The following is a 22002-nucleotide window of genomic DNA, read 5'->3' as shown; positions in this document are numbered from 1 at the left end:
TCCGTTGCCTTTCGGGTCAGACGAGCTGGGGCTCGCGGGTCTTCTGCTGGATCCGGAAGATCACGAACTCCGCCGGGAACACGGGGGCCACGCCGATCACGCAGATGAGCCGGCCGTTGGCGATGTCGTCGTCGGTCATCGTGGAGCGGTCGCAGTGGACGAAGAACGCCTCGTCCGCGGTGGTGCCGGCGAGCGCGCCGCCGCGCCAGACCGTGGTGAGGAAGTTCGCGACCGTCTGCCGCACCAGCGCCCAGAGCGACTCGTCGTTCGGCTCGAACACGACCCACTGGGTGCCCTCGTCGATCGATTCTTCGAGGAACAGGAAGAGCCGGCGCACGTTGACGTACTTCCACGAGGTGTCCGAGGACAGCGTGCGCGCGCCCCACACCCGCTGGCCGAGGCCGGGAAAGAAGCGCAACGCGTTGATGCCGCGCGGGTTCAGCACGTCCTGGTGGCGCTTGGTGACGTCCTGCGCGATGCCGTCGGTGAGCCGGATGCCGCGGATGACCGCGTTCGCCGGGGCCTTGTGCACGCCGCGTTCGGTGTCGGTGCGGGCGTAGATCCCGATGACGTGCCCGGACGGCGGCGCTTCGACGAACTGGCCGGTCGAGGGGTCGTTGACGACCAGCCACGGGTAGTACAACGCCGCGTACTTGGTGTCGAACGGCTCCCGGAACGCCTGGATGCCCTCGATGTCGAGGCCGTCCTGCGGGTCGAGCACGGCGAACCGGTCCTTGAGCTGCTCGCAGTGCGTCACCAGCGCGGATTCGACGGTGCCGGACCAGACGCCCGGCACCGCGCAGATCGCGACCTCGTCGATGTCCTCCAGGGCCACGATGCCGGTGCGCTTGCCGCTCCCGCCGTCGGTGCCGACGAAGTCGCCGACGTCGAGCCCGTCGAAGGCGTCCGTGCCGTCCTGGTCGAGGGTGAGCCAGGCGCCGGTGCGCGGGGTGGGGAACTTCGCGGGGTCGGTGCTCAGGCCGGCCAGCGTGGTGGCCCGCACCAGCCGCGACTGGCTCTCCAGCGTGCCCACCACGGTCCCGGGCCCGGCGCCGGTCAGGCGCAGGTTGCGGAACGTCTCGGTGACCGAGCCACCACCGGGGTCGGTGAACCGCGTGTCCACAGTGGACTCGATCAGCAGGACCCTGGCGGTCTCGAAGACGAGCTCCGGGGTGTTCGCGTCGAACGTGACGACGTCGTCCGGCTGGATCGACACGACGTGCAGCGTGCTCAGCCGGTCGCCCGTGTCGAGCTGGGTGGCCGCGGCCTCGTACAGCCGGCTGGAGCCGCTGACCCGCAGGACCGGGCCGGCACTGGTGTTCGCGCGGCGCACGCGGCGCACGGTGAGGCCGGTCTTCCACGGCGCGTGCGTGGTGCCGTCCGGGAAGGTGAGCGTCACCTGGCCGTTCGCGGGCTGCGCGACGGTGACCTTGAACCGCCGGTCGCCGATCAGGATCCAGACGTCGGCGGGCAGGTCGTCGGGGTCGAGCCCGGGCACGGCGTTCACCTGGATCGACGCGGCGTCGCGGTCGGCGTCGGCGGCGACCGCGGTGACGAACAGCGGCCCTTCACCCGGGTCCGCCAGCACCGGCAGCGAAGCGCTCACCGACGGCTGGATCCGCACCTGCACGGTCCTGCCCCAGGACCCGGCGCTGGAGGCGGTGAACTGCAGCGCCGGCGTGGTGTCGCGCGCGCCCTTCTGCACGTAGTCGCCGCGGGCCGACTTCACCTCGGACGCCAGCCCGGTGGCGAGCGTGACCCGCCCGGAGGCGGCGTCGTAGGCGGTGATCGTCGCGGTGCCGATCTCGACGTTGTCGCTGCCGCGGACGACGGTGACGTCGTCGCTGCCGGTGAACCCGACGACGTGGCCCAGCTCCAGCGTCGTGGCGCCGGCGGCGGCGTCGCGGGTGACCGGGCTGACCAGGCCGGAGCCGACCGTGCCGGACGCGGCCAGCGCGCCGCCGCTCGCGACCCGCTTGACGTAGAGGCGCTGACCGCCGTTGTCGAAGAAGCCCTTGACCGCCAACGGGAACAGCCACCAGCGGCCGCCCTCGGCCGGGTTTTCCGCCCACTTGTCGCGGATCGCCGGCTCCGGCTCGGGCAGGAACCCGCCGAACGTCGTCCGGAACTCCAGGAAGTTCGTGACCAGCTTCGGCTTCCCGTCGGTCGGGCCGCGCTGGGTGACCCCGACCATGCCCGCCGTGCTGGTGCTCACCCCCGCGATCGGCCGCGGCCCCGCGTCGACCTCCTCGACGTAGACGCCGGGGCTCAGGTATTCGGGCATGGTTTTCGCTCCTTCTCTCCTGCTAGGCGATCTCGATGACGTGCCGCCGGTCGCGCTGGGCCGGCAGCCGGACGTCCAGCGCCCCGGTCCGCCCCGGCCGTTCGGTGGCCGTGAGGTGGAAGACCTGCTCGGGCGGCGGCCCGGTGACCGGGTCGCCCTCCCAGCGCAGGGCGAGCCGGAACGCGCCGTCGGCGTTGGCCAGGGTCCGCTCCTGCCACGCGACGCCGTCCCGGCTCGTCGTGCCGCGCGCCTCGACCAGCGCGTTCACCACCGGCGCCCGCGTTGCCCGGTCGAGGACGACGCCGTACACCGTGCGGACGCCGGGCCCGTACGGGAACGCCACGCTCGGCAGCAGCCGGACCAGCCGCGGTTCGCTGCCGGTGGCGGGCGGGGTGTCGTCGTCGTACGGCGGCGCGACGAACTCGACGCCGGCCAGTGCCGCGTCGAAGTCCGCGCCGTCCGCCGGGTACAGCGGTGCGAGCCCGAGGGCGGAGAAGCGGACGCGGAACCGTTCCGGCTCGGCGCCCGGCCCCCGGCGGCGGCCGAGCTCCGGGTAGGCGATCGCGGCGCTCGGCGTGCGGATCGCCGCCGTGTCCTGCGGCACCCAGGTGTTCGTGTCCGGGTCGAAGCGGTCGAGCGCGACGGCGACGTCGGCGGACCGCGCGCGCTGGGCGAACTCGTCGAACGGGACGAACCAGGCCGGGCTGTGCAGGACGGAGGTCTCGACCGGGTAGAAGCGCGTCATGGCAGGGTCGCCCCGTTGATCGTGCGGCTCTGCACGAGCCGGAGGTCGGAGACGTCCAGCGAGTCGAGGTTGACGACCCGGACCTCGTAGTTGAGCGACAGCCGGTACGGCTTCTGGATCGCGTACCAGATCCACGACTTCTGGTCGAGCGTCAACGGCGTGAGCGTGAACTGCAGGGCCTCGGTGGTGCCCGCCAGGCTGCCGGTCAGCTCTTCGCCGGTCCAGATCGCGTCGTCGTAGAAGACCTGCAGGGCGCGCCCGATCATCTGGTGCTGCGTGGCCTGGCTGCCGCCCCACGGCGTGATCAGGTAGCGCAGCAGCAGCGCCATCGGCGGCTTGCGGCTGGTGGGCGCGGCCGGCGGCAGCGACCGGACCGGCGGCCGGTTGCGGGAAGTCGGGTCTTCGGCGATCTCGTACAGGAAGACGGTGAGCGTGGCGCGGCTCGGCCGGTCCTCGAGGTCGCTGAGCACCGCCGTCGGCGGGTCGTTCGGATCCAGTCCGCGCAGCGCCGCGGTGAGCCGGTCCACGATGATCGTCGAAACGTCGGCGACGACCCCGAAATCGCCCATGCCAGTCCTCCCCTGGGGCACGCGCTCCCTCGTGCCGGGCCGCAGCATCGCAGGGGTGGCGTGGCCGGACCGCGATCCGCGCGTCGCCCCGGCGTCACGGCGGCGTTCCCGAGGCCCGCGTTGACGGGCCCGCGACGCCGCGGTGACAGGCGGCGCGCATCCTGCGGTGGTGGAGGCACCCGAGGAACACTCCGGCACCATGGTTCTCCGTGCGTGGTTGGAAGGCGGCGATCCGGACGCCCTTCGGGTCCGCGTTCTCTGCACGATCGGGACGCACGAAGCCGAACGGCTCGCCGTGACGTCGGCGGAAGAGGTGCTCGCGGCCGTGCAAAGGTGGCTGGAAGCGCTCGGATCAGGGCCGATGACGTTTTCGTGACGCCCTGTTGACGCCACCCGATCGATAATTCCCCGTAACGTTTCGCACCGGGATCGCGAATTGTCTCAACGGCGGGGTGGATCCGACGGTGCCGGCGTAGGTTGGGGAGCCGATGCGCACTGAAGCAACACAGATCGTGACACTACGACTGCTCAAGGGTTTCGCGCTGCTCGTGGGGGAAGACCGGGTGCCGGTGTCGTCGAGCGCGCAGCGGCTGCTCGCCTTCCTCGCACTGCAGGACCGGCCCCGGACGAGAACCTACGTGGCGAGAACGCTGTGGCCGGAGGCGACGACGCCCCGCGCGAACGCGAACCTGCGCTCGTCGCTGTGGCGCGCGTCCCGCACCGGCCACCAGGTCATCGACGCGTCACCGAGCGAGATGGCGCTGGCGGGCAACATCACGGTCGACATCCACGACGCGGTCGCCCGCGCGCACTGCCTGCTCGACAAGTCCTGCCTGTGCGACGACATCCTCACCCGCCAGACCCGCGACGACCTGTCCGCCGACCTGCTGCCCGAGTGGTCGGACAACGAGTGGGTGCTGATCGAGCAGGAGCAGTACCACCAGCTGCGGCTGTACGCGCTGGAGGCGATGGCGAAGCGCCTGACCACGGCCGGCCGCCACGGCGAAGCGGTGGCGGCCGGCCTGGCGGCGGTGCGCGCGGAGCCGCTGCGGGAGAGCGCGCACCGCGTCCTCATCGACGCCCACCTGGCGGCCGGCAACCGCGCGTCGGCCCAGCACCAGTACGAGCAGTGCCGCCGCACGCTGCTCGAAGAACTGGGCCTGGAACCGTCGGACTCCCTCCGCCACCTCCTGCCGCACATGACCGCGCACTGATTTCGTGAATCACCGTCCACAACGGACTACGTGCATTGTGAAAACATCGATGACCGGCATTTCCGGATCGCGTTGCCGCGCTTTCTGGGCGAAATCGCGGCCGGGCTGACGGAATCCGGCGCTCAGGACTCCGGGACCACGCTCACGTCGTACTGGCGGGCGATCGCCCGGTTGTAGCGGGCGAAAGACTCCCCGATCACGCGCAGCTCGTCCTCCGGCACGCCCGTGAACATCTCCGCCAGGTTGGCGCGGCGGCGGTCGTGGACGCGGCGGGCGCGCGTGCGGCCTTCCTGCGTCGCGACGACGATGCCGCGGCGGCGGTCCTCCGGGGCCGGGGTGCGCTCCACCAAGCCCGCCGACGTCATCGCCGACACCTGGCGGCCCACCGTCGACGGGTCCAGGCCGAGCCTCGCCGCGAGCGTCGTGATGTCCGCCGGGCCCGTCACCTCGAGCGTGCGCAGCAGGAGGTAGCCCGCGCGGTCGAGGTCGTCGTAGATGTCGGTGCGGCGGCTGAGCAGCTCGAAGTTGCGCACCATGACCGCGGTGTGGGCCTCGATGAGGTCGAGCGCGTCCATCCCGTGAACCTCCCCTTCGGCCGATTGCCCGGGCACACCTGATATCGGTACCATACCGATAATTGTCGGCATGATACCGACATCGGACGGCGGAGGTAGGAGCAGTCACTCGGATGGGACGCGCGTCGGCGGCGGTGCACCGGATCAGGGACAAGGCGATGGGCTCGGACCCGGGGCTGACCAGGCTGTGGAGCGCCGTCTCGGCCGCCGTCGCCATGACGACCGGCCTGGCCGTCGAGTACGGCTACGCGACGCTGACCGGCGCCGGGCCGCAGGCCACGCTGGTCGCCGTCCTGCTGGGCGCCATCACCGCGATGATGGGCTCGATGGCGCTCAGCGGCTCCGCGGCGTGGCCGAAGGTGGGCACCGCCGCGCTGTTCCCCGTCGCGATGGGGCTCGGGATGGTCGTCGGCGTGCTGGTCGCGCCGCACACCGACCTGATGCTCGCGGTGTTCGTCGTCGTCATGTTCGCCGCCGTGTTCGTCCGGCGGTTCGGCGTGCCGTTCTTCTTCTACGGCTTCATGGTCTGGATGGGCTACTTCTTCGCCGCGTTCCTGCACGCGACGCTGCCCGCGCTGCCGGGCATGCTGCTCGCCGTCGTCATCGCGAGCGCCTGGGTGCTGCTGCTGTCGCTGACCGTTCTGCGCGGCAACCCGGCCCGCACGCTCGCCCGCACGCGCCGCGCGTTCGGTGCCCGGGCCCGCGAGGTCGTCCGGCGCTGTGCGAACCTCCTGGCAGCCGGGCCGGACGAGCGGCTCACGCGCGGCGTCCACGCGGCCCAGGCCCGGCTCGCCGAGACCGCCCTGATGATCGAAGCGTGGTCGGCCGAGGTGCCCGTGCTGCCGGACGCCGTCCCCGCGGCCTCGATCCGGCGCACCACGATGGACGCGCAGCTCGCGATCGACCTGCTCGTCACCGCCTGCACGCAGCAGGCCGGCGCCGACCCGGACCTGGTGGCGGCCGCGGCCCGCGTGCTCGACCTGTTCGCCCGCAACGACTACACCGCCGCCGGACGCGCCGCCGAGGCGCTCCTGGCGCGGGCGGGCACGTCCCCGGTCCGGCTGGTGGCCGTGGCGGTCGACGACTACCTCGGCGTCGTCCGCCGCGCCGACCGCGACGGTCTCGCCGGCACCGGCGAATTCGAGCCCGCCGTGACGATCGCGATGGGCGCCTTGCCCGGATCGGCCGCGGCGGCGGGTGACGTCGAACCGCGCGGACGGGCGTGGAACCCGTTGCGGCGCCTGGACTTCACGACCCGGCAGGCGGTGCAGGTGGCCGTGGCGGGCGGGCTGGCGATCGTGCTCGGGCGGCTGCTGTCCGAGCAGCGCTACTACTGGGCGGTGATCGCCGCGTTCGTCGCGTTCACCGGCACCGCGACCCGGTCGGAGGTGTTCCTCAAGTCGGTCAACCGTGTCGTGGGCACGCTCGTCGGGCTGGGTGCCGGCATCGGGCTCGCCCACCTGACGGCCGGGCACACCGCGGCGGTGCTGGCGGTGATCGTCGGCAGCATGTTCTGCGGCTTCTACCTGCAGCGGCTCTCCTACGCCTACATGATCTTCTTCGTCACGATCATGGTGAGCCAGCTCTACAGCGTGCTCAACGAGTTCTCCGCCGGGCTGCTGGTCCTGCGGCTGGAGGAGACGGCGATCGGCGCGGCCGTCGGCGTCGCGGTCGGGCTCGTGCTGACGCCGCTCAGCACCCGCGACACCGTCCGCACCACCGAACGCGCCCTGGCCCGCACGCTCGGCGAGCTGCTGGACGCCGTCGCGAACCGCATCGAAGGCCACACCGGCACCCCGGACCTCGACGCCCGGGTCCGGGTGCTGGACAACGACCTGCGCCAGCTCCGGCTGGTGGCCGCACCGCTCGTCGCGGCCGTGCCGTGGGGCGGCGGCTCCCGCACCATGCGCCACCGCCTGACGCTGACGGCCACGCTGGTCCAGCACACCCACCGCCTGGTCGCCCACCTGCGCCGCGGCGGCGACCGGTCCCTGGCCGCCCCGGCCCGCGCGCTGGCCGACGTCGCGGAGGCCGTCGCCGAAACCGGCGAACCGGCCGCGCCGCTGGGCCTCGCGGAGGTCGCGCTGGCGCGGCACTGCTCCCGCGCGGACGAGCCGGTGCTGCTCGAGCTGATCCACCTGCGCCGGCTGCTGCACGAGCTCGCCACCGGCGACGAGCCGGGCCACCTCCCGGAACCGGCACCCCCGCGCGTCACCCCGATCCACGGCCGCGTCCACGGCGCGACGGGCACGCCGCTCCCCCGCGCCACCCTGACGTTGGTGGACGCCCACGGCGGCCAGACGGCCCGCGCAACCTCGGCGGCCGACGGCAGCTTCGCGCTGGAAGCACCCCGGGCAGGCACGTACGTCCTGATCACGGCGGCGGCCCGCCACGCCCCGGCCGCGTCGACCGTTCTGGCCTGCGACGGCCGCACGGTGGTGCACGACATCTGGCTGGCCGCGGGCCGGACCTCCTCGGTCAGGGCCCGCAGCGCGGTCCCGGTCCCCGGCAGCCCTCGCGAGCCGATTTGTCGATTCCGGCCTCGCCGTTGACCGCCGGGTCCCGCACGGTCGGTTCACCGCGCTAGCAGAGGTCGCTCCGGCCGGCCGCACCAGGCGGAAACGGACTGGTGGTCTCCTCACGCCACCCCGATCATGCAACGGTTCGCGGGTGCGGTCTCGTATGTACCGGCGACAGAGGGGGTGATCGTGGCAGACCGACCGGAGTTCGGCGAGGTCGCGCGGGACCGTGCGGTCGTGTGGCGGCGGGAAGCGTTCCTGATGTGCGGGGACTGGGCGCTGGCGGAGGATCTGGTGCAGACTGCGCTGCTGCGCCTGTGCAGCCGGTGGCAGCGCATCGATCCCGCCGGCGTCGACGCCTACGCCCGCCGGGTGATCTCCCGGCTGGCGATCGACGAGTCACGGCGTCCGTACCGCCGTGCCGAGCTGCGCCATGCGGTGCCCGACGCGCCGGTCGCGAGCCCGGACCGGGCCGACGCGCTCGACGTCCGCGCCGCCCTGCGGCAGGTGCCGCCGCGGCAGCGCGCCGTGCTGGTGTTGCGCTACTTCAGCGACCTGACCAGCACCGAAGTCGCGAAGGTGCTGCGGATCTCCGAAGGCACGGTGCGCTCCCAAGCCGCACGCGGGCTCGCCACGCTCCGGCAGCTGCTCGGCGAACAAACCACGCCCGAGGGGAGCCGCCGGTGACGACGGACGAAAAGGACCTCCTGGTCCGCGCGCTCGGCACCGACGAACCACCGCTGCGGCTCGACCTCGACGCGCTCGAGACCCGGGCCCGTACTCGCGTGCGGACGCGCGCCCTGATCGGCGTGGTGATCGCCGTGGCCACGATCTCCGCCGCGGCGCTCGCGGTGAACGGCCACGAGGCCGTGGACAGCGCCGGGCCCGCCGAGCGGGCGGTCGGCTACTGCTACCGCACAGCCGACATCGGCAGCACCGCACCGAACCAGCACGTCATGATCGGCCTGGGTGACCGCGACGGCCGCGTCGACGTCACCGGCGAGATCGTGCGGATCTGCGGCGACAGCTGGCAGTCGAACGTCTACGACTTCCAGCCACGCCGGCCCGGTGCCACCTCCTACCCGGTTCCCCCGCTCGTCGCCTGCGTCCTCACCGCGAAGGCCGTCGACGCCGGCGTGGGCGCGGTGGGAGTCTTTCCGGGCACCGCGAGCACGTGCGCGGAACTCGGCCTGCAGGGAGCGCGGCAGTGAACGTCATGGGAGTCGCCCCTCGCCGAGCCGAAGTCGACGGTCCCGCGCCCGGCGACGAACTCGTCCCTCAGCCCGATGTCGTCATGGACCGCGGCTTCGGCCTGCCCGCGCCGCCCGAGCGGGTGTGGCCGTGGTTCGCGCAGCTCGGCAAGAACCGCGCCGGGTGGTACCTCCCCCGCTGGGTCGAGACGCTCGTGCCGCGGAGCCGCCGCGGTCTGCGTCACCTCGATCCCGCGCTCCAGCACCTGGGCCCCGGCGACGTCATCGACGACTGGGGTGGCCGCGACGCGACGTTCGAGATCGTCACCCACGACCCGCCGCGTGCGCTGGTCCACCGCTCCACCCGCGGGCGGCTCGAGATCAGCTGGGCCATCCGGCTGACCGCCGAAGCCGGCGGCACGCGCGTCCACCTCCGCTTCCGGCTGGCCGGTGCCCGGCGGCCGCGGCTCGTCGAGTACCTCGGCGGCTTCGTGGACCTGCTGACCGTCGCCGGGTTGGCCGCCGGGCTCCGCGAGCGGGTCACGTGACTTCCGCGAGCCGCTCCTGCACCCGGGCGTGGCGGAACTGGTAGACGCCGCCCGTCTGCCGGAGGACGCCGCGGCGGTGGGCGTCGTCGAGGAAGTGCATGAGGCGCCACGGGAGCCGGCCCGTCGCCGCGAGCCAGACGTGGTGGACGAAGTAGGTGCCCCACGCGCGCGTCACCAGGACCGCCAAGCCGATTCCCAGTCCGAAGCACACGCCGACCACGAAGGGCGCCACCGGGTTCGTCGCCGGCGGGAACACCTGGCCGCCGGCGATCGCGCCCGCCAGGCCGTAGCAGACCGCCGCGACGCCGCGGCCCATGAACCACCCGAACAACGCACCCGCCAGCCCGCCCGCGACGGCCAGCGCCAGGTCGTAACGACCACCCAGCACCGGCAGGAACCGCGTGGCCGCCGTGAACGCGAACGCCATCCCGTCGAACAACCCCAGCGAAACCAGGAAAGACAGGGACAACGCGATCGCCCCGGTGCGTTCGTTGCGCAGGATCGTCCGCGGGCTCGACACGCGGCTGGCGTCGACCGGCTTCGCGAGCCACCCGTGCACCGCGAACACCAGCCCGAACACGAGCGCCAGGAAGACGACCAGACCGGGGGCCAGCGACCAGCCCAGGCCGAGCAGAACGCCCACCACGGCACCGATCGCGAACCGCCCGGCGAACTTCCCGGCGGCGCCGGCGAACCGCACCTCGGTGCGCAACGGCTCCGGCGCGCGCCCGAAGCGGTGGGTCAGGTAGGCGGCGCCCCCGAAGGACAGGCCGTAGATCGCGGCCAGCGCCGGCCCGTCGTCCACCCAGCCGGTGACGACGAAGAACAGCGCGACCAGCACGCCGACCAAGCCCGACCGGGTCCGCACGGGCACCGACCGGTAGAGCTGCCACCAGGCCAGGTCACGGCTGCGCGCGCGGTCGAGGTACCGGGCCAGGAACCCCAGCCAGCGGGTCGCCTGCGCCGCGGTGTACCGCCCGGACGGGCTGATCTTCGGGTTCCGCCCGGGAGACCCGGGCACCTGCGCGTAGGCGTTGGGGAGGAACGAATCGAGCAGCCGCCCTTCGAGCGCGGCCGCGTCTTCGGCGGCGAGCAGCTCCGAGGGGTCCGCGCTCGCACGGCCGTAGCCGATCCGGGCGAGGTCGACCATCAACGGCGTCCGCAGCACCCGGCCCAGCGGCCCGTCCGGTTCCCGGCGCAGCCGCTCGGCCACCGGGCGCCACCGGTCCCGGCCGGCGCCCTCCCGTGCGGAGAGGTAGGTGACCGCCTCCTCCCGGGCGACGGGTTCGAGCCGCACCACGGTGGCGGCGCTCATGACCGTCGCGGACTCGTGCGCGACCTGTTCGTACTCGGCGGAGCGGCAGGTCAGCACCAGCGAGCGGCCCACGGACATGGTCTGGTCCAGGGCGTCGAGCGCCGTGACGCGCAGGTCGGCCGGCATCTCGTCGAGGCCGTCGAGCACCGGGACGACGTGCCCGCCGAGGACGAGCTTCGTGGGGGCGTCCGGCCCGTACTGGCGGGCGTTGAGCAGCGCCGGGTGGTTGTCGGCGAGCCGGCCCGCGAGCCACCGGTCGAGGTGATCCCGCCGCGGATCCCAGGAGGCCAGCGAAAGCAGCACCGGGACCGGGCTGCCCGGGGCCCGGGTGCGCAGCAGCTCCAGCGTCAGCATCAAGGCGAGCACCGACTTGCCGGAGCCGGGATCGCCGAGCACGATCAGCTGCCGCTCGGGCAACCCCGTGAACGTTTCCGCGATGTCGCCGAGTGCGCCGTGCCGCTCGCCCCGGAGGGCCGACCAGCGCAGGGCGATCGGCCGCGGCCGGTGCAGCGAGCGCAGCTCGGCCTCCGCACGCCACTGCCACGTGACGGCTTCGGCCAGCTCGGTGACCGCGCGGTCGAAGGAGTGGTGCTCCGCCGGCGGTTCCGGCGCGGGCGCGGGTTCGCTCGGGGCCGCCTCGGCGAGGATCCGGTCGTGCAACCGCCGCAGGTCGGGGTTCGGGTCGACGCCGAGCTCGTCGGCCAGCCGCCCGCGCAGGCCGTGGAACACCGTCGACGCTTCGGCGTAACGGCCTTCCTGCGCCAGGGCACGCATCAGCAGCAGGTGCGACAGCTCGCGCATCGGGTGCTCGCCGCAGAACTCGGTCAGCTCGCGGACGACTTCGCCCGTTTCGCCCAGCCGCAGCCGCCATTCGGCGCACAGCTCCACGGCGTCGGCGCGCTGTTCGTCGAGCACCGCGGCCCGGCCGGCCAGCGTGGTCGTCCGCAGCCCGTCGAGCGCCGGGCCCCGCCACAAGGCAAGCGCGGCACGGATTTCTTCGACGGCGTCGACGAGTTTCGCCTGCCCGGCGAGGCCCCGCGCCGCCGCGACGTGCCGGCGGAACCGGAGCGAGTCGAGGTCCTCGACGCCGGTCTGCAGGCGGTTGCCGGGACCGTCGGTGAGGATCATCCCGCCGGTCTCGCCGAGCCGGCTCCGCAGCGCGGAAACGCAGTTGCGCACCTGCTTCGCGGCGGTCGCCGGCGGCTCGTCCTCCCAGAGCGCGTCGATCATGCGCTCCACCGGGACGACGGCGTTCGCGTTGAGCAGGAGAACGGCGAGCGCGCGCTGCTGGCGCGGGCTCGCCAGGGAGATCCGGTCCCCGTGCACGCGCACTTCCAGCGTCCCGAGAATCCGGAACCTCATCGCATCCCCCTCGTGTGCCCGGCCGACGCCCTCGGGAACGCGCTGGTGGAGCCCGGAATGCCGGCGCGAGGACGAAACGAGGACGGCGTCGGGAACCCTAGGGCCACGGCGGAAGAGGGGGAATGCCGGGGCGACCCGGTGGCGGGCGCGTCGTTGGGGGTCGCGCCCTCCACCGGGACGCGGCTCGTCGTAGTCTGCGCTGTGCCGGTCACGCCGACTCGCGGGGAGCAGGTCATGTCGAGCAGCACGGACGTCGTCATCGCCGGGGGTGGGCCGGTCGGGCTGACCCTCGCCCACGAGCTCGGGGCCCGGGGCGTCGAGTGCGTCCTGCTCGAACCGCGGCCGGAGCCGAGCCTGGCTTCGCCGCGGTGCAAGCAGATGAACCCGCGCTCGATGGAGATCTTCCGGCGGCTGGGTATCGCCGGCGCCGTGCGCGACAACGCGCGGCTGCCGTTCGGGTGGGCCGATTCGGCCGTCTTCTGCACCTCGCTCACCGGCTACCGGCTCGAACGCTTCGACGGCGTCTTCGCCCTCAGCGACGTGCAGCGGACCGAGCTGGCCGAACCCGCGCTCTGGTGCGCGCAGAACCACGTCGAGGAGGCGTTGCGCGCCACCCTCGCCCGGCGGGAGACGGTCGACGCGCGCTGGGGCTGGAGCTTGACCGGCGTCGACCAGGACGCCACCGGCGTCACCGCCACCGCGACGGACGACGCCGGGCGCGAGCACGTGGTGCGCGGGAAGTACCTGGTCGGCGCGGACGGCGCGCGCAGTACCGTGCGGCGGGCCTGCGGAATTCCGCTGACCGGGCGGAGCCACGAGATCCGCAACGTGCAGGTGATCTTCGACGCGCCGGGGCTGGCGGCCCGCCACGGCCTGGGCCGCGCCGTGCAGTACTGGGTCGTCGATCCCGAGGTCAACGGCCTGATGGGCACGCTGGACACCGAAGGCCTCTGGTGGGCCATCATCATCAACGCCCCGGAAGACGCCGACGCCGCGTGGTACGAGCGCGCGGTCCACCGGATGATCGGCGCCGAGGAGCCCCTCACCGTCACCGCGACCGATCCCTGGACGGCCCGGATGCTCGTGGCCGACCGCTACCGGGACGGCCGCTGTTTCCTGGCCGGCGACGCCGCCCACCAGAACCCGCCGTGGGGTGGCTTCGGCGCCAACACGGGCATCGGCGACGCCGCCGATCTCGGCTGGAAGCTCGCGGCCGCCGTGCAGGGCTGGGCGGGCGCGGCCTTGCTCGACTCCTACGAGACCGAACGCCGTCCCATCGCGCAGCGGGCCATCGCCGAAGCCGTGCGCAACATGCAGGTCCTGACCGGTGAACTGGCCGTGCCTGGCCTGACCGGCGACGGCCCGGACGGCGAGGCCCTGCGCGCCAAGACGGCGGAGCAGATCCGGCAGGCCAAGACGGCCGAGATGTACACCTTGGGCTTCGTGCTCGGCACCGCGTACCCCGATTCACCGCTCGTCGTCCCCGACGACGGTCCCGCGCCGGCCTCCACCGGTTCGGAGTACCGGCCGTCCGCCGCTCCGGGCCACCGGCTGCCGCACCAGTGGCTCGGCCGGGACCGGTCGCTCCAGGACGAGTTCGGACCCGGCTTCACGCTCCTGGAGATCGCCGCGCCGCCCGCACCCGAGTGGGAAACGGCCGGGGTGCCCCTCAAGCGGTACCGGCTCAACCGCCCGGACCTGCACGACCTCTACGCCGCCCGCTACGTCCTGGTCCGCCCGGACGGCTACGTCGCCTGGCGCGGCGAGTCCTCCCCCGGTGACCCACGGGCGGTGCTGGACCAAGCCCGGGGTGGTCAGGACAGGCCGCGGTAGAACGCCTGGTGCCGTTCGGCGGCCGCCGGCCAGGTGTAGCGGCGGGCCAGCGCCCGGCCGGGTGCCGGGTCGGTGCCCGCCAACGCCGACCGCAGCTCGCGGGCGAAGCCGGGTGGGTCCGCGGCGAACCGGGCCGCCCCGCCGAACACCTCGCGCAGCACCGGCAGGTCGCGGGTCACCACCGGTACCCCGGCCGCGAGCGCCTCCATCGCCGCCAGGCCGAAGCCCTCCTTGGTGGACGGGAAGGCGAACACCGCGGCCGACGCCACCAGTGACGGCAGTTCGTCGTGCGCGACCGGGCCCAGCACTTCCGGGGTGACGCCCAGCTCCGCCGCGCGCTTCTCCCAACGGGTCCGGTAGTCGCGGTAGTCGAAGAGCGTCTCACCGCCGGCGATGAGCAGGCGGACGTCCGGCTCGGCCAGCAGCGCGTACGCCTCCAGCAGGTCCAGGGAACCCTTGCGCGGCTCGATCCCGCCCACCGCCAGGACGTACCGCCCCCGCGACGACGAACGCTCAGCCGTGGCGAACCGGTCGTAGTCGACACCGTTCGGGATGACCGTCGCCTCGATGCCCCAGCCGGCGCGGACCTCCGCCGCGACCGCCTCCGACACGCAGAGGTGCGCGTACGGCCGGACGATCGCGCGTTCGTGGCAGGCCGCCAGCTCCGGCGTCGTGAAGGTGTCCAGGTGGTGGATCGTCCGGACGCACCGGTCGACCGCGTTGGCGCTGATGCAGTCCTGCGCGTGCACGACGTCGTACTCGCCGGGCGTGAACGCCGCGCGCAGCACCGCGATCGACCGCAGGATCCGCTCCCCCACCGACTCGCCCGGCACGTCCGGGAACGGCACGATCGACAGCCGCACCCGCGGGTCGACCGGCCGGAAGAACCCGTCGTCGCCGCCACGGCCGAGCGTCCACACCGTGACGTCCTCGCCGAGCGCCGCGAGGGCCTCGGCCAAGGCGAGGGTGTGCACAACCCCGCCGCGTGGCTTCGTCGAGTAGCTCAGCAGGGCGATGCGCATCAGGCCTCCCGGTATGCCGCAGGTTTCCGTTCCCCCAGGTGGTGCAGTACGCGCCGGGCGTTGGCGATCTCCAGCTCGACGTCCAGCTCGGCGACCGCGATGCCGGCCTTCGACCACGTGCGGGCCAGGATTTCGCCGCCCGGGCCGACGACCTTGGCCTGGCCGAGGAACCGCATCCCGCCCATCGCGCCGGTCTGGTTGGACGAAACCAGCACGACCTGGTTCTCCGCCGCGCGCGCCTGGTCGTAGAGGTCGAACAACCGCGACTGGCGGTCCTGCGCCATCCGCGGCGCGCGGTTGGTGATGCTCGTCGGCCACGCGCTCAGGCACGCGACGACGTCGGCGCCGTCGACCGCGAGGGACCGCGCCGACTCCGGGAACGTCTTGTCGTAGTCGATCAGCATGCCCAGCCGCCCGACCGGCGTGTCGAACGCGGCGAACGCGTCACCCGGCTCGTACGCGACGCTCTCCCCCGGCGGCTGGTGCACTTTCCGGTGCCGCCCGAGCACCCCGTCCCCGGTGACGCACACCGCGGCGTTGTAGCGGCGCGGCCCGTCGGCTTCGCAGTAGCCGACGCAGACGACCATCTCCGCGGCCAGCGACGCGACCGTCTTCAGCTCCGCGCAGTCCGGGTCGAGTGCCGGGGGCAGGGCTTCGGGGTCGGGGTGGCGCAGGTCGGCGAGGTAGCCGCCGAGCGCGGCGTCCGGCAGCACCAGCAGCGCCGCGCCGGACGAGCGCGCGTGGTCGATCAGCGTCGCGATGCGCTGCAGGTCGAAGTCGAGGTCGCGGCCGAAGTGCGCGGCGACGGCGGCGATCCGGATCTGCCCCATTCACGGGACACTAACCGGGTAGGCGTCGGGCCGTCTGTCCGCCAGGTGCCCCATCGAGCGGCGCGCCGTGGCCAGGGCCTCGGGGACGTCGATTTCCGCGATGGCCATGCCCTCGGTGACACCGGTGTCGGCGAGGATCTCGCCGCCGGGGTCGACGATCTTCGCGCTCGAGACGAACCGGAGGTCGCCGAAGGCGCCGGACTGGTTGGCCGAGAGCCAGACGATCTGGTTCTCCAGCGCGCGGGCGCGGTCGAACAGGTCGAACCGGCGTTTCCAGCGGTCCTGCGCGAGGTCGGCGGCCGGGTTGGTCCGGCTGCCGGGCCACGCGCTCATGCAGACGACGATCTCGGCGCCGTCGAGCGCGAGGGCCCGCGCGGACTCCGGGAACGCCTTGTCGTAGCAGATCAGCATGCCCAGCCGCCCGACCGGCGTGTCGAACGCGGTGAAGGCGCGCCCGGCGCCGTAGCTGGCGTTCTCGGCGAGCGGCTGGTGCACCTTGCGGTGGTGTCCCAGCACTCCGTCGCCGGTCACGCAGACCGCGGAGTTGTACCGGCGGTCGTCGTCGAGTTCGCAGTACCCGGCCGTGACGACGAGGTCGCCCGCCAGCGCGGCCAAGCGCCGGATCTCCGGCCCGTCGGCGGCGAGCGCGGGCGGGCCTTCGGCCCCGCCGTCGAGGTTGGCGAGGTAGCCGCCGAGGGCCGCCTCCGGCAGCGCCAGCAAGCGCACGCCCTCGGCCTTCGCCTCGCCGATCAGCTTTTCGATGCGCGCGAAGTCGCCTTCGAGGTCGCGGTCGAAAGGCGCGGCGACCGCGGCCATCCTGAGTGTCGTCATGAGTTCCCCAATCCGGTGACGCCGCCGTCGATGGCGGGCGTCCGTTCGCCGTCGGGCCAGCGCAGCGTGACGCCGGTGCCCGCGACCAGTTCGCCGCAGTCCGCGGTGACCGCCGGGCCCGCCGGCGCGGGCGCGCCCGCGGTGAGCATCGCGAAGCCCGGGAAGCAGGTCAGCCAGTCCCCTGTGGACGCTCCCCGCGGCCGGGGCATGCGCTCGACGTCCAGCACCGCGCCGCAGCCGGACGCTTCGGCGAGCATCCCCAGCGTGCCCGCGATGCCGGCCATCGAGACGTCCTTGGCCGCCGCCGGTTTGGCGGCGGCGACCGAGCCGAGCAGGGCACGCAGCTCGGGTGTGCGGCGGAAGCTCGTCGAGTCCCACTGACGTCCGGTGTAGCCGGGCCGCCAGCCGCCGCCGAGGTCGGCGGTGAGCCAGACGCCCTGTCCCGGCTTCCCGCCCCCGCCGGGCACGGGTTCGGTGGCGCGGCCCAGCGCGGTGACCGACAGCGAAGCCGGGACGCCGAACTGGGTGTGCCCGCCGAGCACCGGCACGCCGTACGCTTCGCTCGCCTTCCGCAGTCCACCGAGGACACGGGCGGCGAAGGACGCGTCGCGTGCGCCGAGCGCGTCGAGCAGGCCGGTCGGGGTGGCCCCCATCGCGGCCAGGTCGTTGAGGTTGACCAGCACCGAGCACCAGCCCGCCCATTCCGGGTCGCGCTCGACCATGGACGGGATGATCGCGTCGCAGGCCGCGACGACGTCGGTGCCGGGCAGCGGGACGCCGTCGTCGCCGACGAAGCCCGGTACCCCGGTCAGCCCGCGCAGCAGCGGACCGAGCGCGGCCTTGGTCGCCCTCGCCAGGGCGGCGATCCGGCCGATCGGCCACCGCATGAGCACGTGGTCGTGGCCGGCGACGGTCACCGGCCGCACCCGCTGCCAGCCGAGCCGCGTGAAGAGCCGTTCCGTGCGGGTCTGCACGGTGGCCTCGAACCGCAGTGCGCCTTCGGTTTCGGCTCGCGCGCAGGCCGCGCGGACCAGCGCCGAGCCGATCCCGGGTGGCGACCCGGGCGCGACGACCAGGCGGCCGCCCTGCCACCAGCCGAGGTCCGGGCCGTCGGTGGCCGGGCCGAGCCGGACGCCGCCTCGCACCTCCCCTGACGCGTCCCGGGCGACCAGGACCAGGGTGCGCGGGTCGGTGTCGTGGTCGTCGAGGTCGTGCCCCACGAAAAGCCCTTGCCGGGCCACGAAAGCCTCGTGCCGCAGCGCGCGGTACGCGCTCAGTCCATTGTGGTCGGCTTCGGCGATGGAGAACGCCGGGCGCGCGGCGACGCTGCGGACGTCGCCGAGCAACGCGAGGATGTCGTGGTCCACGTCAGCCGCCCGCCGCGCTGAGCAGGCCGCAGGCACCGCACGCGGCACAGCCCGCGCCCTGGTCGGCGCCGGTCATCCCGGCCGCGCGGAGCAACGCCGCGATCCGGCTGGTGACTTCGGCGACCAGCGACGGCGAAGGGGCGACCTCGCCGTCCCGCCGGGCCAGCGTCCCGGCCATCGGCCGCATCGGCACGGCGAACGGGTAGACACCCCGGTCGATGAGCCTTCCCGCGCCTTCGACCAGCTCGTCCGGGTCCTCGCCGAGCCCGATCAGCAGGTAGGTCGAGACCCGGTTGCGGCCGAACACCCGGACCGCCTCCGCCCACGCGGCTTCGTACTCCGCCAGGGGAACGGTCGACTTGCCCGGCATCCAGCGCCGCCGGACGTCGTCGTCGAGGGACTCGACGTGGATGCCGATCGACGTCGCCCCGGCGTCCCGCAGGTCCTTCAGGACGCCGAGGTCGCCCGGCGGCTCGATCTGGACCTGGATCGGCAGGCCCGGGACGGCGTCGAGCACCGCCCGGACACACCGGACGAGGTGCCGGGCGCCGCGGTCGGGCCCGGACGTCGTCCCCGTCGTCATCACCATCTGCCGGACGCCGTCGAGCCGCACCGCCGCTTCGGCGACTTCCGCGAGCTGTGCGGGCGTCTTCGCGGCCACTGTGGACCCCGCCCGCAGCGACTCCTCGATGGTGCAGAACCGGCAGCGCTGGTCCTCGGCGTACCGGATGCACGTCTGCACGACGGTCGTCGCGAGGACGTCCTTCCCGTGCATCAGGGCGATCTTCGGGTATGGGATACCGTCCGAAGTGGACAGATCGTAGAACTTCGGCCGGCCCACCGGCGTCACGCTGAGGCCGAGGTCGATGGTGTCGCGGAAGATCCGCCCTTCGCGGACTTCGTACGGGCTGTCGGAGTTCAAGGGCAGCGTGGCGTTGGCACCGTCGACGACCAGATGCCCGTCGTCGCTCGGCCCAGCGCCCTTGCTGCGCTGCACAGGTGCGTCCACACGCACCCCGCGGACGGCGATGTCGGCGCGGGTGTCCAGATCTTCTTCGATGCCAACGCGCACGAGCCGCTCCTAGAACATGTAGGTCGAGTTGATGATCGCGCCCTTGCGCGCGTAGTGGATCAGCGCGTCCTGGACGTCGAGGGGGTGCGTCGGGATGACGCCCTCGATGAGGTCCTCCTCGCGCGCACCGTGCAGCGACAGGCCGAACCGGCAGCAGTAGGCCTTGCCGCCTTCGCTGATGAACGTCTTGAGTTGGTCGTTGATGTTCAGCTCGCCCGGGAACGCGGCGTTGCCGGTGGTCGGGAAGCCGCGCGTGGCCAGGCAGTTCAGCGAACCCGGGCCGTAGAAGTAGATCGCGGCTTCGAAGCCCTTCCGCAGCGCGCGGGTCGCCTGCAGGATCGCGACGAAGCTCACCGACGACTCGTGCGCGATGCCGTGCACGAGGGTGAAGTAGCTCTGGCCGGGTTCGGCCTGGTAGTCCGGGAAGACCTTGGTCCCGCCGTACAGGTTGGAGCCCTGCGGCAGCGACGGGTGCGGGATCTCGTCGAGGCTGGTCTTCTCGGTCTCGGTCAGCTCTGCCATCGGTCTATTTCCCTTTCTTCGGTCCGTACAGCACGTCGAAAGTGCCGCGGAAAACCATTTCGGCGAGCTCGCCGTCGCCGGCCGCGGCGGCCAGCTTGGCGAGTTCGCCCTCGTGATCGCCCCACGGCTGGTCGGAGGCGAACAGCACGCGGTCGTGGCCGAGGCCGCGCCGCGAGATCTCGTCCACGAGCCAGCGGGGGGTGAAGCCGATCGCCCAGGACAGGTCGGTGTAGACCTGCTTCCCGGCGGCGATCCAGTCGAAGAACCGGCCTCCGACGAGTTTGATGTGCCCGCTCATCCCGCCACCGAAGTGCACGAGGTGCAGCTTGACGTCGTCGGCGTAGGCGTCGACGAGCTTGCCGACCTCGTCGATGTCCGACGCCGCGCCCGGCGAGGTGTGGACGTGCACGACGAGGTCGTGCTCCCGCGCGGTGGCGAAGATCTTGTCCAGCTGCGGCTTGCAGGCCGGGTCGGATGCCTTGCCACCCAACAGGAAGCTGAGCTTCAGCGCCCGGACGCCAGGCTCGCCCGCCAGCTTCAGGGCGGCGTCGGTCCGGTCGGCGTCTTCGGCCCGCGGGGACACCCACAGCGCCGCGCTGATCCGGTCGTCCTTGCCCGCCGCCTCGACGCAGAGTTCGTTGAAGGAGAACGCGATCGCCGGGTCCGGGACGCCGTAGTTCGGGATCACCAGCGCGCGTTCGGTACCCTCGCGGTCCAAATCGGACAGGAGCTCGCCGATCGTCGCGCGGCTGCCGGTCGCGGGGGCGACCGGCGGGCCGCCGTAGAACGGGTACGCCGGCAGCACGCCCAGGTGCCGGTGGGCGTCGTTGGTCCAGCGCATCACGCCACCGTCCTCGGGGCGACCCAGTCGTCGTCGGCCGGGTAGGTGCTCACCGGCGTGCCGGAGAGCCACCGGACGTCCCCGCGGCCGCCGCCGGTGATCCGCCGGGTCAGGTACTCCGCGTCCGCGGCGACGCCGCAGAACCGGCCGGAACCCCAGGTGTGCTGCCACGGCAGGCCGAGGAAGTACAGGCCGGGACAGCTGGTGACGCCGCGGTGGTGGGTCGGGTAGCCCTTGCCGTCGAAGACCGGGACGTCGATCCAGCGGTGGTCACGGCCGAAGCCGGTGCTCCACACGACGGCCGAAAGCGCTTCCGCGTCGAGCGTGCGAGGGCCGTCCGGCGGTTCCCAGACCGGCTTGTACCGTTGCTCCCGCGGCGCCGAAATACCGTTCTTGAGCAGGTACGCGTCGATGGAGTCCTTGATGCCTTCGGACACCGCATCCGCGCTGTCGAGGTTGCGGCGCAGGTCGTCCGCGAAGCTCAACTGTCCACTTCGGACCCCGGTGAGCCGTCCGTAGAGCTGCATGCCCTCGGTGGCGAAGGCGCGCAGGTCGATGTCGTGCCCGCCGTCGCGGCCGGTGACGTAGTGGTTGGCCCGGAACCGGACGGCGTCCGCGTCGGCGAACTCGTCGATTCCCCGGGCGTAGTAACCCATGTCGTCGAGCCAGGCGACGACGTCCCGGCCGCGGTAGCGCCGGGCCACCCGCGGCGCCGACCCGACGGCGAGGTGCACCCGCCGTCCGGCCAGGTGCAGGTCTTCGGCGATCTGGCAGCCGGACTGCCCGGTCCCGACGACCAGCACGTCGCCGTCGGGCAGCTGCGCGGGGTTGCGGTACTCGGCCGAGTGCAGCTGGACGACGTGGTCGGGCAGCCGTTCGGCCAGGCGGGGTTTCAGCGGCACCTGGTACGGGCCGGTGGCCAGCACGACGTGGTCGGCGGTCAGTTCGCCGGCCGACGTCGTGAGCCGGAAGCCACCGCCCGGCAGCTGCCGCAGCCGCGTCGCTTCGACGCCCTCGTGCAGCGGGACGTCGAACTCCTTCACGTACGCCTCGAGGTAGGCGACGATCTCGTCGCGGACCATGAACCCCTCGGGATCATCACCCGCGTAGGGGAATCCGGGCAGCCGGCACTGCCAGTTCGGCGTGACCAGGCAGAAACTGTCCCAGCGGCGGGTCCGCCATTCGTGCCCCGCGCGCTCGCGTTCGAGCACCACGTGCCCGACCCCGGCGGAGGTCAGGCAATGGGACATCGAAAGTCCCGCCTGGCCGCCGCCGACCACGATCACCGGCCGATGCAAGCCGTCGAGCTGGAAGTTCATGCCGAGCAGTTCACCGGGCAGGTATTTCCGAACGGTTTCATCCG

20 protein-coding genes are annotated in these 22002 nt (G+C 73.0%); 7 read left to right on the top strand and 13 right to left on the bottom strand.

All coding sequences use genetic code 11. The features are described 5' to 3' along the window. Positions 1–16: 16 nt before the first annotated feature. Genes ACWEN0_RS22580 through ACWEN0_RS22570 form a run of 3 tightly spaced genes read right to left on the bottom strand, consistent with a single transcriptional unit; the run spans position 17 to position 3598 of the window. Entirely contained in the window at positions 17–2284 is a 2268-nt protein-coding gene (locus ACWEN0_RS22580; protein WP_451976657.1) for a phage tail sheath family protein, read from the bottom strand. A gap of 22 nt (positions 2285–2306) precedes the next feature. Continuing rightward, complete coding sequence (locus tag ACWEN0_RS22575) at positions 2307–3029, bottom strand: carboxypeptidase regulatory-like domain-containing protein (protein ID WP_451976654.1); 723 nt, start codon at positions 3027–3029, stop codon at positions 2307–2309. Next, a complete protein-coding gene (locus ACWEN0_RS22570; RefSeq protein WP_451976651.1) occupies positions 3026–3598 on the bottom strand; it encodes a DUF4255 domain-containing protein in 573 nt (190 codons plus the stop codon). The genes ACWEN0_RS22575 and ACWEN0_RS22570 overlap by 4 nt, the downstream gene beginning before the upstream one ends. 199 nt (positions 3599–3797) lie before the next feature. On the opposite strand from ACWEN0_RS22570, the gene ACWEN0_RS22565 reads away from it, so the two are divergent. Together ACWEN0_RS22565 and ACWEN0_RS22560 are read left to right on the top strand one after the other, a co-directional pair. Next, the gene (locus ACWEN0_RS22565; protein WP_451976648.1) at positions 3798–3974 is read left to right on the top strand and encodes a hypothetical protein; all 177 of its coding nucleotides are present in this window, start codon (positions 3798–3800) and stop codon (positions 3972–3974) included. Positions 3975–4110: 136 nt separating this feature from the next. Then, positions 4111–4812: an AfsR/SARP family transcriptional regulator gene (locus ACWEN0_RS22560; protein WP_451976645.1), complete on the top strand. Its 702-nt coding sequence runs from the start codon at positions 4111–4113 to the stop codon at positions 4810–4812. Positions 4813–4934: 122 nt separating this feature from the next. On the opposite strand, the gene ACWEN0_RS22555 is transcribed toward ACWEN0_RS22560, so the two are convergent. Further along, positions 4935–5387, bottom strand: coding sequence for a MarR family winged helix-turn-helix transcriptional regulator (locus tag ACWEN0_RS22555; RefSeq protein ID WP_451976642.1), 453 nt, complete (start codon positions 5385–5387; stop codon positions 4935–4937). A 113-nt stretch (positions 5388–5500) separates the two neighbouring features. Here ACWEN0_RS22555 and ACWEN0_RS22550 point away from each other — a divergent pair, with 113 nt between their 5' ends. The 4 genes from ACWEN0_RS22550 to ACWEN0_RS22535 all read left to right on the top strand — a co-directional run bounded on the left by ACWEN0_RS22550 (position 5501) and on the right by ACWEN0_RS22535 (position 9644). Next, the gene (locus tag ACWEN0_RS22550) at positions 5501–7939 is read left to right on the top strand and encodes an FUSC family protein (RefSeq protein WP_451976639.1); all 2439 of its coding nucleotides are present in this window, start codon (positions 5501–5503) and stop codon (positions 7937–7939) included. Positions 7940–8095: 156 nt separating this feature from the next. Continuing rightward, complete coding sequence (locus tag ACWEN0_RS22545) at positions 8096–8593, top strand: SigE family RNA polymerase sigma factor (RefSeq protein ID WP_451976636.1); 498 nt, start codon at positions 8096–8098, stop codon at positions 8591–8593. Next, positions 8590–9117, top strand: a complete 528-nt coding sequence (locus tag ACWEN0_RS22540) for a hypothetical protein (RefSeq protein ID WP_451976633.1) — start codon at positions 8590–8592, stop codon at positions 9115–9117. Before ACWEN0_RS22545 ends, ACWEN0_RS22540 begins: the two co-directional genes overlap by 4 nt. A gap of 5 nt (positions 9118–9122) precedes the next feature. Then, the gene (locus ACWEN0_RS22535) at positions 9123–9644 is read left to right on the top strand and encodes an SRPBCC family protein (RefSeq protein ID WP_451977135.1); all 522 of its coding nucleotides are present in this window, start codon (positions 9123–9125) and stop codon (positions 9642–9644) included. On the opposite strand, the gene ACWEN0_RS22530 is transcribed toward ACWEN0_RS22535, so the two are convergent. Then, positions 9637–12321 carry a BTAD domain-containing putative transcriptional regulator gene (locus ACWEN0_RS22530; protein ID WP_451976630.1) on the bottom strand — a complete coding sequence of 895 codons (2685 nt, stop codon included), beginning with the start codon at positions 12319–12321 and terminating at the stop codon, positions 9637–9639. The two genes, ACWEN0_RS22535 and ACWEN0_RS22530, sit on opposite strands and share 8 nt — an antisense overlap. Positions 12322–12555: 234 nt before the next feature. Between ACWEN0_RS22530 and ACWEN0_RS22525 the strand changes: the two genes are divergently transcribed. Next, positions 12556–14154: an FAD-dependent monooxygenase gene (locus tag ACWEN0_RS22525; protein WP_451976627.1), complete on the top strand. Its 1599-nt coding sequence runs from the start codon at positions 12556–12558 to the stop codon at positions 14152–14154. Here ACWEN0_RS22525 and ACWEN0_RS22520 read toward each other — a convergent pair. From ACWEN0_RS22520 to ACWEN0_RS22485, 8 genes are read right to left on the bottom strand one after another with little or no spacing between them, the layout of a single operon-like run. Then, positions 14136–15176, bottom strand: coding sequence for an MSMEG_0565 family glycosyltransferase (locus tag ACWEN0_RS22520; protein WP_451976624.1), 1041 nt, complete (start codon positions 15174–15176; stop codon positions 14136–14138). The two genes, ACWEN0_RS22525 and ACWEN0_RS22520, sit on opposite strands and share 19 nt — an antisense overlap. Beyond that, entirely contained in the window at positions 15176–16006 is an 831-nt protein-coding gene (locus ACWEN0_RS22515) for a carbon-nitrogen hydrolase family protein (RefSeq protein WP_451976621.1), read from the bottom strand. The genes ACWEN0_RS22520 and ACWEN0_RS22515 overlap by 1 nt, the downstream gene beginning before the upstream one ends. Further along, positions 16007–16837, bottom strand: a complete 831-nt coding sequence (locus ACWEN0_RS22510) for a carbon-nitrogen hydrolase family protein (protein ID WP_451976619.1) — start codon at positions 16835–16837, stop codon at positions 16007–16009. Then, positions 16834–18204 carry an MSMEG_0567/sll0787 family protein gene (locus ACWEN0_RS22505; RefSeq protein WP_451976616.1) on the bottom strand — a complete coding sequence of 457 codons (1371 nt, stop codon included), beginning with the start codon at positions 18202–18204 and terminating at the stop codon, positions 16834–16836. Before ACWEN0_RS22505 ends, ACWEN0_RS22510 begins: the two co-directional genes overlap by 4 nt. 1 nt (position 18205) lies before the next feature. Continuing rightward, on the bottom strand, positions 18206–19276 hold the full coding sequence (locus tag ACWEN0_RS22500; protein ID WP_451976613.1) for an MSMEG_0568 family radical SAM protein: 1071 nt from the start codon (positions 19274–19276) through the stop codon (positions 18206–18208). Positions 19277–19285: 9 nt separating this feature from the next. Continuing rightward, positions 19286–19798, bottom strand: a complete 513-nt coding sequence (locus ACWEN0_RS22495) for an MSMEG_0572/Sll0783 family nitrogen starvation response protein (RefSeq protein WP_003073383.1) — start codon at positions 19796–19798, stop codon at positions 19286–19288. A 4-nt stretch (positions 19799–19802) separates the two neighbouring features. Continuing rightward, entirely contained in the window at positions 19803–20639 is an 837-nt protein-coding gene (locus ACWEN0_RS22490) for an amidohydrolase family protein (RefSeq protein ID WP_451976610.1), read from the bottom strand. Further along, positions 20639–21958 (bottom strand): MSMEG_0569 family flavin-dependent oxidoreductase, encoded by a 1320-nt coding sequence (locus ACWEN0_RS22485; RefSeq protein WP_451976607.1) that lies wholly within the window; start codon positions 21956–21958, stop codon positions 20639–20641. Before ACWEN0_RS22485 ends, ACWEN0_RS22490 begins: the two co-directional genes overlap by 1 nt. Positions 21959–22002: the final 44 nt, after the last annotated feature.

Source organism: Amycolatopsis sp. NPDC004378 (genome assembly GCF_053602455.1).
Note: the sequence above shows the minus strand (reverse complement) of the source record. Positions and strands in the feature narration are given on the sequence as shown.